General features: G+C 61.9%; 13 protein-coding genes. 11 read left to right on the top strand and 2 right to left on the bottom strand.

Annotated elements, in window-relative coordinates:
• Window positions 1-22: 22 nt before the first annotated feature.
• The 8 genes from BGE01nite_RS13450 to BGE01nite_RS13415 all read left to right on the top strand — a co-directional run bounded on the left by BGE01nite_RS13450 (window position 23) and on the right by BGE01nite_RS13415 (window position 7,495).
• The gene (locus tag BGE01nite_RS13450; protein WP_170266774.1) at window positions 23-592 is read left to right on the top strand and encodes an SMI1/KNR4 family protein; all 570 of its coding nucleotides are present in this window, start codon (window positions 23-25) and stop codon (window positions 590-592) included.
• Between the two features lie 72 nt (window positions 593-664).
• Window positions 665-1,603, top strand: coding sequence for an ROK family protein (locus BGE01nite_RS13445; protein WP_146850991.1), 939 nt, complete (start codon window positions 665-667; stop codon window positions 1,601-1,603).
• 327 nt (window positions 1,604-1,930) lie between these two features.
• Window positions 1,931-2,086 carry a small basic protein gene (locus BGE01nite_RS13440; protein WP_146850990.1) on the top strand — a complete coding sequence of 52 codons (156 nt, stop codon included), beginning with the start codon at window positions 1,931-1,933 and terminating at the stop codon, window positions 2,084-2,086.
• 44 nt (window positions 2,087-2,130) lie between these two features.
• Entirely contained in the window at window positions 2,131-3,573 is a 1,443-nt protein-coding gene (locus BGE01nite_RS13435; RefSeq protein ID WP_146850989.1) for a pseudouridine synthase, read from the top strand.
• 393 nt (window positions 3,574-3,966) lie between these two features.
• Entirely contained in the window at window positions 3,967-4,644 is a 678-nt protein-coding gene (locus BGE01nite_RS13430; protein ID WP_146850988.1) for a DUF4240 domain-containing protein, read from the top strand.
• 170 nt (window positions 4,645-4,814) lie between these two features.
• Window positions 4,815-5,810: a mevalonate kinase family protein gene (locus BGE01nite_RS13425; RefSeq protein WP_146850987.1), complete on the top strand. Its 996-nt coding sequence runs from the start codon at window positions 4,815-4,817 to the stop codon at window positions 5,808-5,810.
• A 90-nt stretch (window positions 5,811-5,900) separates the two neighbouring features.
• Window positions 5,901-6,572 (top strand): preprotein translocase subunit SecG, encoded by a 672-nt coding sequence (secG, locus tag BGE01nite_RS29710; protein WP_146850986.1) that lies wholly within the window; start codon window positions 5,901-5,903, stop codon window positions 6,570-6,572.
• 86 nt (window positions 6,573-6,658) lie between these two features.
• Complete coding sequence (locus BGE01nite_RS13415) at window positions 6,659-7,495, top strand: M23 family metallopeptidase (protein ID WP_170266773.1); 837 nt, start codon at window positions 6,659-6,661, stop codon at window positions 7,493-7,495.
• Between the two features lie 108 nt (window positions 7,496-7,603).
• On the opposite strand, the gene BGE01nite_RS13410 is transcribed toward BGE01nite_RS13415, so the two are convergent.
• Window positions 7,604-8,308 carry a thermonuclease family protein gene (locus tag BGE01nite_RS13410; protein ID WP_146850984.1) on the bottom strand — a complete coding sequence of 235 codons (705 nt, stop codon included), beginning with the start codon at window positions 8,306-8,308 and terminating at the stop codon, window positions 7,604-7,606.
• A gap of 215 nt (window positions 8,309-8,523) precedes the next feature.
• Window positions 8,524-9,756: a S16 family serine protease gene (locus tag BGE01nite_RS13405; protein ID WP_146850983.1), complete on the bottom strand. Its 1,233-nt coding sequence runs from the start codon at window positions 9,754-9,756 to the stop codon at window positions 8,524-8,526.
• Between the two features lie 141 nt (window positions 9,757-9,897).
• Here BGE01nite_RS13405 and pyrE point away from each other — a divergent pair, with 141 nt between their 5' ends.
• The 3 genes from pyrE to BGE01nite_RS13390 all read left to right on the top strand — a co-directional run bounded on the left by pyrE (window position 9,898) and on the right by BGE01nite_RS13390 (window position 14,265).
• Window positions 9,898-10,467 (top strand): orotate phosphoribosyltransferase, encoded by a 570-nt coding sequence (gene pyrE, locus BGE01nite_RS13400; protein ID WP_146850982.1) that lies wholly within the window; start codon window positions 9,898-9,900, stop codon window positions 10,465-10,467.
• Window positions 10,468-10,548: 81 nt separating this feature from the next.
• A complete protein-coding gene (locus tag BGE01nite_RS13395) occupies window positions 10,549-11,115 on the top strand; it encodes a hypothetical protein (RefSeq protein ID WP_146850981.1) in 567 nt (188 codons plus the stop codon).
• Between the two features lie 45 nt (window positions 11,116-11,160).
• Entirely contained in the window at window positions 11,161-14,265 is a 3,105-nt protein-coding gene (locus BGE01nite_RS13390; RefSeq protein ID WP_146850980.1) for a hypothetical protein, read from the top strand.
• The last annotated feature ends 53 nt before the right edge of the window (window positions 14,266-14,318 follow it).

Raw genomic sequence — 14,318 nt, 5'->3', positions numbered from 1 at the left:
AAGTGCGCGGAATACCCCAGGCATGACGTGGCAAGGTGACGTCATTAATGACGTGGAGTTGTTAGGCGAGCTGCCCTCCAGTCTTGTTCGTGTTCTCCGTGAGGTGAATGGGTTCATTCTTCACGGGGGTGCGCTGCACATTCGCGGAGCCAGCATGACGCCGGAGTGGCATTCACTGCGCGCGGCGATGCAGGGGCCTGCGGCGTTTCACGGGCTTTATGAGGGTGTGCATGCTGATGACATCCCTTTTGGTCAGGACTTGTTTGGCGACCAGTTCCTGCTTCGTGACGAGGCTGTTCTCAAGCTGTCCGCCGAGAGCGGGGAGGTGGAGTCCATGGCAGACAGTCTCGATGACTTCTTCCGCCAGACTCTTGAAGACTTGGAGGGGTTTCTGAATGTGGACCTCAAGCATGTCATGCAGCCTGGCCAGCTGCTGCTCGCGTATCCGCCTTTTGTTTTTGCTGAGTCAGGTGCGGGGGCGTCCCTGAAACCTGTGAGTGCCGGGGAGGTGATTCTCTTCCATGCGGACCTGGCCCGCCAGATCCGGGATGTGCCGGAGGGTGGCCAGATTGAGATCAAGTGGGGCGCCTGATGAAGGGCCCGGCAGGTGTTTGCCCTTGCACGTGAGGCCTCGCCGCGCATTCTCCGCGCCCTTTTACTGACCATGTCTGATTCTCCTCGCACTTCTGTTGGCATTGATTTTGGCGGCACGTTTGTGAAGCTCGGCGTCTGCCGTGGCGGAGACCTCCTGGAGACGGATGAGCCGATCCCGACGGCGGACTTCAACGGGCCAGCGGCGCTGATCGGCGAGATGGCGGCGCGTGTGGCGAAGCTGCAGCAGAAGTATCCGGACATCTGCGCGATCGGCGTGGGTGTGCCAGGGCTGGTGGACTTTGAGCACGGGTTCGTGCACATCCTGACGAACGTTCCAGGGTGGAAGCATGTGCCGCTGAAGGCGATCTTGGGCGAGCGCACTGGTTTGCCGGTGGTCGTCGAGAACGACGCGAACGCGATGGCCTGGGCAGAGTTCCGCTATGGTGCGGGCCGCGGACTGCAGAATGTGGTGGCCCTGACGATGGGCACGGGCATCGGCGGTGGTCTGGTGCTGAATGGCAAGATGTATCGCGGCACGGGCTGCGCGGCGGGAGAGATCGGCCAGATGAGCATCGACTGCGATGGCAAGGCGGGTCACTACGGCAACCTGGGCGCCCTGGAGAAGTACACGGGCAACAAGGAGATCGCCGAGCATGCGGTGCAGCGCTATGCGGAGGCGCACATCACGAAGACTCTCGAGGAATGCACGCCGAAGAAGATCGCCGAAGCTGCGAAGGCGGGCGACGACATCGCGCGGCAGGTCTGGGACGAGGTGGCAGACTGGCTGGGCACGGCCATCTCCAGCATCGCCTGGCTGCTGAACCCGGATGCGTTTGTGATCGGCGGCGGTGTGGCGCAGGCCGGTGACCTGATTTTTGATCCGCTGAAGCGGAAGGTGCAGTCCATGCTGAGCACGGTGGTGTGGGAGCGCCTGCAGATCCTGCCAGCGAAGTACAGCAACGAGGCCGGGATCATCGGCAACGCGGCTTTGGCGGCGGATGCAGTGTGAGGCCGGTCCTGGGTGAAACTGGGTCCTGCGTCGTGCGGGGCTTTTTTTACAGGATTAACAGGATGCAGGATTAACAAGGAGAGTGGTTCCTGTTCATCTGGCAATGGGTGGTTTCGCGGCCTGGGCCAAGGACAGGAAGGACGACGTTGAGTGTGAACGCCGGGCGTTGAGCGGTGGCGACGTCTTTTGGGACGAGCGAGCTAAAGCCACGCTCATCCTACGTGGATGAGGCAGCCTATCCTTGAATGAACAAAGCCCTTGCGCTTCGGAGGGGGGGCGTCTATTCTTCCGGCCCCCTTTTTCAACCCCTCTCTCTTTTATTTAGCCATGTCGCAACATCGCAGCCTCAAATCGTCCGGCGGTTCCGTCGGCACCAAGCGTAGCGTTCTGAAGCGCGGTGAGCGCATCAAGCTCATGAAAGCCCGCGGTCAGTGGAAGGAAGGTCGCCTGCCGACCGGCCTGCCGAAGACCAAGTCCGAGTAACCCTTTACTAAAAGCCCGGTGGGAGGTCCTGCCGGGCACTTGTTGTGCGTCTTAACCGCTTCCTCAGCCAGTGTGGCCTAGGCTCACGCCGTGGCTGTGAGCAGATCGTCCTTGAAGGTCGTGTGACCATCAATGGCAAGATTGTGAAGGAGCTGGGCACCCAGGTGAACCCAGGAGATGAGGTCAGCGTGGATGGCAAGGCCACCCGCACCGAGTCACCCATCGTCATTGCGCTGAACAAGCCGAAGGGCTACATTTGCAGCCGCGCGGATGAGCGGGATCGCATGACGATCTACGCCTTGCTGCCGAGACAGCTGCAGACCCTGCATCATGTGGGCCGGCTGGACAAGGAGAGCGAAGGCCTGCTGCTGATGACGAATCGCGGTGACCTCTCCCACCACCTGATCCACCCGAGCAAGGGTGCGGAGAAGGAATACGAGGTGGTGGTGGACAAGCCGGTGGACCAGAATGTGATGGCGACGCTGGTGAAAGGCATGATGACCGAGGAAGGTCACGCCAAGGCTGAGCGCGCCTGGATGCAGACGGAATACCGCTGCCATCTGGTGCTGAAGCAGGGCCTGAAGAGGCAGATCCGCCTGATGTTTTACCAGCTGGGCTTTGAAGTGGAGCGCCTGACGCGCACACGCATCGGCTGGCTGGAGCTGAAAGGGCTGCCGAAAGGCAGCTGGAAGCAGCTGACCGAGGCGGAGGTGCAGCGCTTCTTCACGGAAGCTGGCACCACGGGCCGCACCAAGCCGGTCGGTGAGACGAAGCCCCGCGCCAAGTCTGCCAAAAAAGGCGAGGACGACGGTGATGATGGATTTTCTTCCGCGCCTGCACGGCGTGGACGTCCTGCGACGAAGCGCCCTTCCAGGGCTGGTTTCGGCAAGGGCGGTTTTGGCAAAGGCCGCGGCAAGAGTGAAGGAACCCAGCCCTCCAGCGGTCGTCTGGTCGGTCGTGCCCGCTATGCCCGCGCAGCTGCTGCTGAACGTGGTGGCGAGCGCCCGACGCCTCCGCCTTCTGAAGGTCGTGGTTCACGATCCAAGCCACCGCGCGGTGGTTTCAGAGGTCGCGATGAATCGTTTGAGCGTCCCTCGGGACCTGGACCTGGGCCGCGCCGTCCAAGATTTGAGAGTGATGAGCCTGCCTCTTTTGAAGATTCAGGGCCGCCAAGGCGCTCTGGGTTTGGTGGGCGTGGCCGTTCAGGTCCGCCTGATCGTTCGGGGCCTCCCCGGCGCTCGGGATCGGGCTCTGGTCCGGCACGTCGTCCGCGCTTTGGTGGAGGCGGTGGTGAAGATGATTTTTCCCAAGGTTCAGAGGGGCCACGCCGTTCTTCCTTTGGCGGTGATCGTCGTTCGTCGGGTCCGTCATCGGATCGCTCGGGACCGCCGCGGAGGTCAGGTCCTCCGGGACGCTCTGGGCCGCCGAAACGTGGTGGTTCAGGTCCGAAGAAGCCGGGTGGACGTGGTCCGCGCGGGAAGTTCTGAGGAATCCAGGTGGATCCAAGCAGATCCAGGGTGTTTTTGAAGGCTCAGCGGATAGGGCTTATAGGTCTGATGGGACGGATGAAGGTGGATCGCGGTAGATCCAGGTGGATCAGGGCTGGATTTTGGTGAGGGGGACGTGGGCGGGCATTCTGAGAAGGGCCTACGGAACACACGGGAAATAGAATACTCGATCCGAGTGAATCCGACTGGATCCGATCTGTTGGATGACGGGGGTATCGTCGAGATGGCGAGGCGGGCTCAACTTTCGGAGAAAGTTGGCCACTTTGGGTGATCCAGGTGGATCAAGATTTTAGTATGGACCGACTAAGTGCCATCTGACACGGTTCCGGGAGGGTTTTCAAAAAAGCCGCGCCTCACCATCCCGCCCATACCATGACCGAAGAAGAGTTTTGGCAGATCATTGACTGGAACGTCAGTCTTCAACCTCCCGGCAAGGCGGAGGTCGACACCCGCAAGATTGAGGATCACCTGACAACCTTACCCTACGAGTGCATTGTATGGTTTCAGGCCTGGATGGAGAAAGCGCATGCAAGGGCCAGCACTCGAAGGATCGCCGGCGCGGCCTGGTTGGTGAACGGTGGTTGTAGTGACGACTCCTTTGAGGACTTTGTGGCTTGGCTGATTTCCAAGGGAAGCCAAGCCTATTATTCGGTGCTGCGAGACGCCGAGTCCCTGGTTGAAGTTGGCTATGACGAGGACCCGGATTTTCTCAGGCACTCTTATCAAGCGGCAGAAAGGATCGGTCGCACGCTGGACGGGGTTGAACTGGACCTGGAGTTGTTTGAGATGGCGGATCCGGATTTGAGAGATCCTGGCGCTGAGCCTAGTGAGGATGATTTTGATGATTCGGAGGCGCTGGCTGCCTGCTACCCAAGGTTGTGGCAGCACTGCCTTGAGCAGGACGCCAGGGTCAAGTCACAGAAGGAAAACGCGGCCCCTGCCGATTCGGACCCGATGAAGGGCATCGTCAAACTGGACAGCCATCCTGACGCCATCACCTATGAGGAAGCGGTGTCCATGCGTGAAAGGATGCGAAGGCCTCGGGGCTAGGGCAGTGGCTCTACGGCTTGCCTGGGTCTCCGGCAGGTTAACCGTGACAGCCAATCTTCTTGCGCCGATATGCCGGAGTCGTAGCTTTCCGGCCCGGCTAGTTATTCGCCAGATTCCAGGTCTCTTTGTTGTTTGGGCTTTGGATTCGTCATTCTCCCGCTCTCTCCCACATGCTCATCCGCAAGAAAGCTCATGCCCGCGCCGGCTTGGTCGGCAATCCGTCTGACGGCTATTTTGGCAAGACGATCTCGTTCATCATCCGGAACTTCGGGGCGGAGGTGACGCTGTTTGAGTCGCCGGAACTGACGATCGAGCCGAATGAGCGTGACCACTCGGTGTTTGGGAGCATCGAGGCGCTGGCACGTGATGTGCGCCAGCATGGTTACTACGGCGGCATCCGCCTGCTGAAGGCGAGCGTGAAGCGCTTCTTTGAGCACTGCGTGAAGCACAATCTGCCGCTGCACGGACGGAATTTTACTTTGCGCTACTCGAGCAACATCCCGCCGCAGGTGGGGATGGCGGGGAGCAGTGCGATCATCACGGCGTGCTGGCGGGCTTTGATCGAGTTTTACCAGGTGGAGATCCCGAAGCATCTGCTGCCGAGCCTGGTGCTGAGTGTGGAGAATGATGAGCTATGCATCCCCGCAGGTCTGCAAGACCGGGTGATCCAGGGGTATGAGGGGGTGGTCTTCATGGACTTCAACCGAGCCCATGTGGAGAAGCTGGGCTACGGCATCTATGAGGAGCTGGACCCGGCTTTGCTGCCGAATGTGTACGTGGCCTACACGACGAAGCTGAGCGAGGGCACGGAGGTCTTTCACAATGACATCCGCGGGCGCTGGAACCGGGGCGAGCGCGACATTGTGAGCGCGATGTACCAGTGGGCGAATCTGGCCCAGCGGGTGCGGGACATGCTGGTGGCGGGGCGCGGGCATGAGATCGGGCCGCTGCTGAATGAGAATTTTGACCTGCGCCGGAGGCTGTACAAGATCAGCCAGGGGAACATCGACATGGTGGAGGCGGCGCGAGATTGTGGCGCGAGCGCGAAGTTCACCGGCAGCGGCGGAGCCATCGTGGGCACGTATGAGGATGACAGCATGTTTGAGAAGATGAAGGCGGCTCTGGAGCCGCTGAGCGTGGCGGTGATCAAGCCGCAGGTGCTTTGAGGGGGCTGAGGGGGAGCTTAGGGTCAGCCCTGAAACGGCCTGAGAAGCTGCTTGCCAAATGGGGGTCCTCCCCCATATTCGGCCCCCCTTATGGACATCCTGATCGGAATTCTCACGGTGGTCGAAGTCATCGTCTGCCTCCTCCTCATTCTCATTGTACTCATGCAGCGCCCCCGCCAGGAGGGGCTCGGTGCCTCGTTCGGTGACTCTGCCATGACCCAGCTTGTGGGTGCTCAGACGACGAACGTGCTGCAGCGCGGCACGGTGTATCTGGCTGTGGCTCTCTTTGTGCTCACCCTCTCGCTGGCCGTGCTGACGACCCGCAAGCAGAACACCCGCGCGACCAAAGTCTTTGATGAGCCGCCTCCGGCTCCTGCTGCTCCAGCAGTTCCGGCTCCAGGAGCATCTCCGATCCAGGTGACCCCGGGCGCAGCGGTTACTCCGGGCGCTCCGACCATTCAGGTCACACCGGCTCCTGCTCCCGGCACGGCCACTCCGGCCACGTCTGCTCCAGCGATCAAAGTGACGCCTGCCGCTTCTCCTGCCGCGCCGGTGCCTGCGGTGCCAGCTCCTGCTGCTCCGACGATCGAAGTGAAGCCTTCCGTGCCTGCCCCGGCTCCTGCGGCACCAGCACCAGCCGCTGCCCCGGCGCCAGCCCCGGCTGCCCCAGCCGTGACCCCTGCTCCGGCCCCGGCGACCGCTCCTGCTGCTCCGGCTCCTGCTGCTCCGGCTCCTGCTGACGCACCGAAGAGCAATCCGTGATTGCCTACTGCCCCAGCCTGAGCGATTAGGTTGGGGTTCCTTCGACCAACCGACTTCCAGCCATGACCGGTGGACCATCCTTGCCAATGCCCCTATACCGGACTGGTTTTGGGATTTTGGCGGTGTGGTGTCTGATGGGCCTCAGCGGCCTGCATGCGGCAGGCGGCACCATCCGCTGCCTGCTGGCGGACGGCTTTGACTTCCCAGTCGGGAAACCGAATGCGGACGGCTACTACAAGTTCCGCGGCTACTGGCCCAACGGCCACCTTGGTGAAGACTGGAACGGCAAGGGGGGTGGCGACAGCGACCTCGGTGCGCCGATTTATGCCACGGCACGCGGTGTGGTGATGATCTCTGAGAACATCGGCGCGGGCTGGGGAAACTGCATCGTGGTGCGTCACGCGTATCGTGAAAGCACAGGACAGATCGCCATGGTGGACAGCCAGTATGGTCACCTGCACCAGCGCATCGCGAAAGTGGGGCAGCTGGTCGAGAAGGGCCAGCTCATCGGCACCATGGGCAGCAACAACGGCATGTATGCGGTGCACCTGCACTTTGAGATGCGGAAGAACCTGCGCATCGGCATGAACCGCAGCCAGTTCGCCCGTGACAACACGAACTATTACAGCCCCACGGACTTCATCAACAAGCACCGTGTGCTCCAGGGTGGCCTAACCAAGTATCCGATTCCGACCGGTCTCTTCGCTCCCTATGGCCGCGCGCTGGCGGATGCCCGCAGCGATGGTGGTGCGCCGGTACAGGTGCCGACGCTGCCCACGGCGCCGACGGCACCGATAGTGCCCGCATCGCGCCCGAACCTGCCCGCCAGCGGACCTGCGGATGATGACGAGGACTTCTGGAGCAAGCTGCGCGACCGCCTGAAGCAGGGAAAGCTGACTCCGGGTGTGCCGCCGGAGAATTGAATCTGGCAGACCAAACCGTTTGCGATGGTTTGCCATAGTTGGCCGTTGTTTTAAAACAACTGCAAACCACCGCGAACAATCGCCAGCCACTGCAAACGGCATCCTTTCCTACTTCGCAGAAGGCACGGACTTTGACTTGGCCCAGATGCCGGCTTTGCCCTGGCGGGCTTTTTCATCGAGCTTCTTGAGCTCGGCGAGGTAGGTGGCCTGGTCACGGCGATCATCGGGAAGCTCGGTCATCACACTGCCCACACGGGCATAGCCACGGCGAACCAGAAGATCGGCGAGATACACGGGACCCTGGGGTTGCTGCACCAGGACCACGGCGTAGTAGCGCACGGTGTTAGGCACGCGCTCCCAGCGGGTCAGGACGTTGAAGTGATTGTCCTTCAAGAGCTGGGTGACATAGAGCGCCGCGTCCTGGCCTGTGCTGGTCACGTCATGCTCCGAAGCCTGGAACCAGCGTCCCTGCTCGGCGACACGCTGCGGATGATCCATGGTGGTCTCCAGCGCATCCACGTAGTAGAGCACGAAGACATACTCCTCGCTGCCATGCTTCACGCGCAGGGTATCTGCCTCGTTGGCGCTGCTTTCCACCAGGGCAGGGGAGGTGAGGATCTCAAACTTGGTCACGGGTGCCCTGGGCACGCCGCCTTCATCGGCCGTGGTCTGTCCAGGTACGCCTGCCACCGGGATCTTCCTGGCAGCGACAGGTTTGCCCTGCTTCCCGCGCATGATGACACCCGCGAGCACCACCACCAGGAGGAGCATGAAGGTGATGGCGAGGTTCAGCAGGGCGGTGCGGAAAGGCATGAGTCAGGAAAGCGCCAAATGTCCGGGAAACGGCGCGAGGCTCAAGTCATTATAACGCCGTGTCAGGCGCTGATAGATCGGACAATCAGACAGAAAGCAAAGGGCCCGCCTTGGACGAATAGTTCATCAGTGGGACATCAATGGCCACCCTATTTCCGCTCTCAGTTCGAAGGACGTTTCCTCCGTGAGTGTCGGAAGCAATGCCTCGGTGCCGATCAGAGCCCGAGTTCTTCGACCACCTGGGGATCACTCATCAGGGCTTTCTTGGCCGTCTCGATGGAGCTGCCAGTGGCGTTGACATTCTGGATGAAGCTCTGGAGACCTGCTCCCGAACGGGCGGGGTTCATGAGCTGGGCGCGCACCACATCACCAAATTTGAGCATGGAATCCACATAGGGCCAGACGCGGTTGTCGAGCTTGGGGCGGAGGTTGCGGAGGGTGTTCAGGGTCGTGCGCATCTCGTCCTCCTGCATGGCCAGCCCGCCGCCGCGTGCGACATCGCTTTTCAGAGCCTCGAGCAAGCCCCGGCCGTTGCTGTCCACGGTCTGGATGGATCCGGCGAGGGAAAGTGTCTTGGGTGCGCGGCCCTGCACGTGCATGAGCAGGTGCTTGGCACTGAGGCAGTGCGGAGCTTTTTGCACCACGGCCTGGAGTCTTGCCTGGCCCTGGGCGCTTCTCAGGGTGCTCAGCGCGGCACGTGGGTCACGCAGGCAGACATCGCGTATGATGGCGAACTCTGAGACGGCAGGGCCGATCACGGCATCACGCTCCTGGGAGGCCAGGGCCACTGCCTCATCGAAGGATTTGATGGAGAACACGCAGATCTTCAGCAGCGGCATGGGACCGTCCATGGTGAGCACATCCATCACGGAGGCCTCGTTCTTCGCGGGCACGGCCACCAGCTTGCAGGAACCCCTCGTGGCACCGCGGATCTTCGCGGCCACACCACCGATGGGCTGGACGCTGCCGTCCGCATTCATGTCACCCGTGACCGCGAACTCTGGATCCCAGGTCTTTCCGGTGATGGCGGACTCCATGAGCAAACCGCAGGCGACGGCTGCGGAGGGGCCATCCTTCCCGCTGTACTTCTCCTCAAACGAGATCTCGAGGTCGAAGGCCTGTGGCCTTGCGGGGTGCCTGATGGACATGAACTTCTGCACCTCCTTCAGCGCGGTCTGCATGTCCTCACCCACACTCTGGCTGAAGCGTGTGTCACCGTACCCTGAGACGGAGGTGGCATTCATTTTTGAGGCCTGTCCGGCCTCTAGGCCTGAGGCCAGTGGCATGACCAGCAGACCATTGACGAAGGTCTGCTTCAGCTTGAAGTCGAGCGGGCTCCCATCAGGCGCGGTCTGCGCCTGGAGGCTGCCGAAAGTGAGGCCCAGGAGAGGGTAGAGGAGTTTGGTCAAGGTGCGTACAGTGCCGTAGGCGCCAGAGATGCTTTCCATAGTCAGGTTCTGTATGGAAGGCACCGGGTTCAAAGTCAATTCATTGGGGCATGGACCCCGTGGAATATCCGTCACATTGCCGCTGCTGAAACATGGACCGCGCTTGCTTCCGGCTGACCTTCCGCTAAACCGGGAGCTGCCATGTCCCTCGAATCCGACCGCGCCGAACTCGCCCAGATCCTCCGCACCAAGTCCGTGAAAACGGGCAAATTTACCCTCGCCTCCGGGAAGGAGAGCGATCTGTATGTCGACTGCCGTGTGACCACGCTGGATGCCCGTGGTGCCGTGCTGGTGGGGCGTGTGCTGCATGACCTGCTGCGCAAGGAAGAGACCGCGCGCGGTCTCAGCATCGGCTCTCTGGGCGGTCTGACGATGGGCGCGGACCCCATCACCCTCGCGGTGGCCATTTCCTCCAGTCTCGCCGGTGAGGAAAAGCCGGTGCAGGCCTTCGTGGTGCGCAAGGAGCCGAAGGGCCATGGCCGCGGCAAGCGCATCGAGGGTAATTTCACGCCGGACCAGCCGGTGGTGGTGGTGGATGACGTGATCACCACGGGAGACTCCACGCTGAAGGCCATCCAGGCCATTGAGGAGGAAGGTGGCAAGGTGGCCTTCGCGCTCATTCTGGTGGACCGCCAGGAAGGCGGACGGCAGAACATCGAGAGCAAGGGTTACCCGGTCGTGGCCGCCTACACGCGTGCCGATCTGGTGTGATTTCGGGGCTTCGGCCCTCTCTTGGAAGCCTCACCATAAAGCTTGCCGCAGTGCCCCGTTGTGGTGCATGATGCGCGGCTCGTGAGGTTTCTTTTCCATTTCCTGCTGATGATCATGCTCAGTGCGCTGGCTGGCGCCGCCTGGGTGGCGCATCGGCCTGCACCCATCAAGCTGTCTGAGGCCGCGAAGGCAGGCGCCAAGCCGCGGGATTTGGTGGATGAACTCAAGCAGGCCGCCATCAAGGGCTCCGGCACTGTGGAGATCCATGAAGGCGAGCTGAACCGCCACCTGAGCCGTGTGCTGACGGGCAGGGTGGCACCCGCGCTCGGCCAGTCCGTGAAGTTTGACCGCTTGAATGTCGACTTTGAGCCGGAGGTGGCGCATGTGACCCTCCTCTGGAGCGTGCTGGGTCATGCCAGTACCGCCACGGTGGATCTCAAGGTGGACCGCCTGGAAAAGGTGTTTCGCGTGGAGGTGGTGGGCGGAGCTTATGGCCACCTCGCCGTGCCGCGTGGTTTTCTGCGTCCCCTGGCACCTGCCCTGCGGGGACTGAGTGATGCGCTGCACGATGAGATCCAGGCTCTGTTTCAGATGAATGAAGTGACCTTCGCCCAAAACAAACTGGTGCTCGATCCGCGCTTCCCCTGATTTCCGTCCACCGTTCACGTCCTGTCCTTTCCCTCTGATTTGCGCATGTCCAGCCGCATCCTTCATGTCCTCACCCTTCTTCTCGCTGCTCTTTCGGGAGCTGCGATGGCGCAGGAGAAGCTTCCCCTGCTCACCCCGCCTGCGGCCCCTGCCGCCAAGGGTGATGCAGCACCCGCGCCTCCCGTGGCTCCGCCCATGCCAGGGCAGCTGCAGGCCGAGCCCGCAGCGGCTCCGAGCCGCATCCCGGATCTGCCGGTGAAGCCCGCCGTGGTCCCGCCGACCACACTGAGCTCGAACAAGGGCATTCATTCCACCAGCAGCAGCGGCCAGTTCATCGTGCATGGAAATGACCTGCCTCTGCGCAGCGCCTTTTCCAGCCGTTGTGAGGAGATCCATCACGAGCTGCGCCAGCTCCTGCGTGACCAGCAGCCCTGGGCGCTGCCGGTGGTGGTCCTGCTGAATTCGGGTGATTCAGCGCGCAAGGCGGACAAGGCCGTTTCGATGACGCTTTCGGAGATCACGCATGGTGGCTTTCACATCCAGGTCACCGTGAACCTGCGCCCGGACCTGCGGCCCACAGACTTCCGCGCGGAGATCGTGCGCGCCCTTCTCGCAGAGCGCGTGCTGCGTCATCAGAAAGGTGGTGCCAAGCGCACCTCCGTGCTGCCTGACTGGGTCTTCACCGGGGTGATGGAAGCCTTGGACTACCGCAAGCAGGCGCGCCCGAGCACGCTCTTCGCAGCCATCTTCAAGTCGGGAAAAATCTTTGGCATCGAGGAGATCATCGAGGCCTCGCCCACGCAGATGGATGCGCTCTCGCGGACCATTTACCAAACTTCTTGTTGCGCGCTGGTGCTCGCCCTGCTGGACCAGCCGGAAGGTGGCGCGCGGCTGAACCGCTTCCTCTCCTCCATCGCCGGTGATGCGCGGCCTGAGCGTGAGTTGTTAGACCAGGCTTTCCCGAGCTTCACCACCAGCCCGGCCAGCCTGAACAAATGGTGGGCGCTGCAGCTCGCCAATCTCTCGCGCCCGGGAGTCTCGGAGCCCCTGAGCCCGGATGCCACGCTGGCTGCGCTGGAGGAAGCACTGACCTTCCATTATCAAGCCAAGGCCGCCGAGGTGCCGCAGCCGCGTGTCCGTCCAGTCGTGGCGAAGGTCAAGCTGACCCCGAGCGAGCCAGCGGTCGTCTCCACCCCCAAGCCTGGGGAGGGCACGCCTCCTGTGCTGGTGTCCGAGGCCACCCCCGACGCGGAGAAGAAGCGCGGCTTTTTCAGCCGACTGAACCCCTTCTCGCATCGCAAGAGTGATGAAGAGACCATGATCGAGTCCGCCATCGAGGAAGCAGCCAAGGAAGAGGCAAAGAGCCGTGTCGAGGAAGAATCAAAGGTGGTGGACAAACCGGTCGAGGTCGCGGCGAATGTCACCCTTCCAGAGGCAGAAGGCCCGCGTGCGGAAACAGGCGAGGAGCGCAAACCGTTGTTCAATCGTTGGTTCGGCAATGGCCGGAAGAAGCCGGAAGGAGACGTCACCCCGGTGGAGGAAAAAACGGAAGCCGCACCCAAGGTGGAGGAGCGGCCCAAGGCTGCCTCCAGGGGGAATGAAAAGCCGGTCGTGGAAGATGCTCCTCCTGCGCCCGCCGAGGAATCCGAGAAGCGTTCCAAGCTCAATCCCCTGAACTGGTTCCGGGGTGACAAGAAGAAGGAAGAAGATCCTTCAAAGATTGAGGAGCCTGCCAAGGAGAAGAAGGGCAGGACCGAGGGCGAGTCAGGCGAACAAGCCGGTGAGCAGACCCCCGGAAGCGTCTCCAGCCTTCAGCAGGACTGGCAGCTGACGTCAGGCCAGCCATTGGTCGCCATGGTGTTCCAGGAAGCTGCCGTGAGTGAGGAGGCGCCGAAGAAAAAGAAACGTGTGTTCGGCATTTTTGGCGGAGGCAAGAAGCCTGCGGAAGAGCCGAAGAACGAGCCTGCTCCCGAACCGAAGAAGGAGGAGGCCAAGCCTGCGCCCAAAAAAGAAACCAAGGAAGAGTCCAAAGAAAAGGCCAAGGCACCTGAACCCAAGCCCGAGCCAGCCGCGGAGAAAAAGCCTGACTCCAAGAAGCCGGCAGAGGCCCCGCCCCCTGCGGCAGAGATGCCGCCGGCTGAAACCGTGAAGTTCGCGGAACCTGCGGCGACTCCCGAGAAGCGCCGGGGCCTGCGCGGTCTCTTTGGCGGTGGTGAAAAGAAGCCTGCGGAAGAGCCTAAACCTGCCGAACCCGCTCCTGCACCTGTGCCTGCGCCCATGGCCGCTGAAGCCAAACCTGCGGAGAAGCCGGCCCAGAAACCCAAGGAGCCTGCGGAAGCGGCTCCCAAACCCGAGGCACCTAAACCTGCGGACATGCCTGCCGAGGCCAAGCCTGTGGCTGAGGGTGAAAAGACCAAGCATGAACCCATGCGCATCCGGCCGCTCTTTGGCGGCAAGAAAAAGGAGGAAGGTATCATGCCAGGCGAGAAGCCTGAGGAGGCACCGAAGGCTGAAGTCATGACGACTGAGACTAAGCCTGAGGAGACCAAACCGTCTGCCGAAAAGCCGAAGCCCAAGCCAGTGGCCAAGGAGGAGGCAAAACCCGAGATGCCCAAGCCAGAGCCCACCTCCGAGCCGAAGACGGAAGAACCCAAGATGCCCGTGGCCAAGGAAGAGGCCCCAAAGCCCAAGCCTGCCGCGCCAGCCAAGAAGCCTGAGGACAGCGAGCCAACCGTGGCTGCCGCTGTGCCGATCGAGGACTATGCCGCGATCATGAAGCGCCCGGACCGCAAGGAAATCCTCCAGCGCAATCTGGTGGCCCTTCAGGCCCTCCAGCAGCGCAGCGCGGTGCTCTTCCGCCCGATCGTGGTCGACTACACCGCCCTCGTCGGCGAACTTGTGGACGGCAAGACCAAGAACATGGACGAGCGCCTGCTCAAGCTTCGTGAGCGCACTCAAAATGCGCTGGATCAGAGCAAGGCCATCCGTGACCAGCTCGACCTTCATGAGGCGAACAGCTCCCCGGCGATGTCCGGCTCCTTTGAGGACTACCTGCACCTGCCTGAGACCATCCAGAAGGAGCTGCCCCCGCGTCAGGATGCCATCTCGAAATACCTCGACGCTCTCGACCGCGAGTTCTCGAAGCAGTGAGACCTAACAAGGGTTCATGCGGATCATCGGATGCGTGCGGTCTGGCATGCATC

The sequence above is a fragment of the Prosthecobacter gellanilyticus genome (assembly GCF_007992435.1).
Classification (GTDB): domain Bacteria; phylum Verrucomicrobiota; class Verrucomicrobiia; order Verrucomicrobiales; family Verrucomicrobiaceae; genus Prosthecobacter; species Prosthecobacter gellanilyticus.
This window is presented reverse-complemented; position numbering and strand designations above follow the sequence as displayed.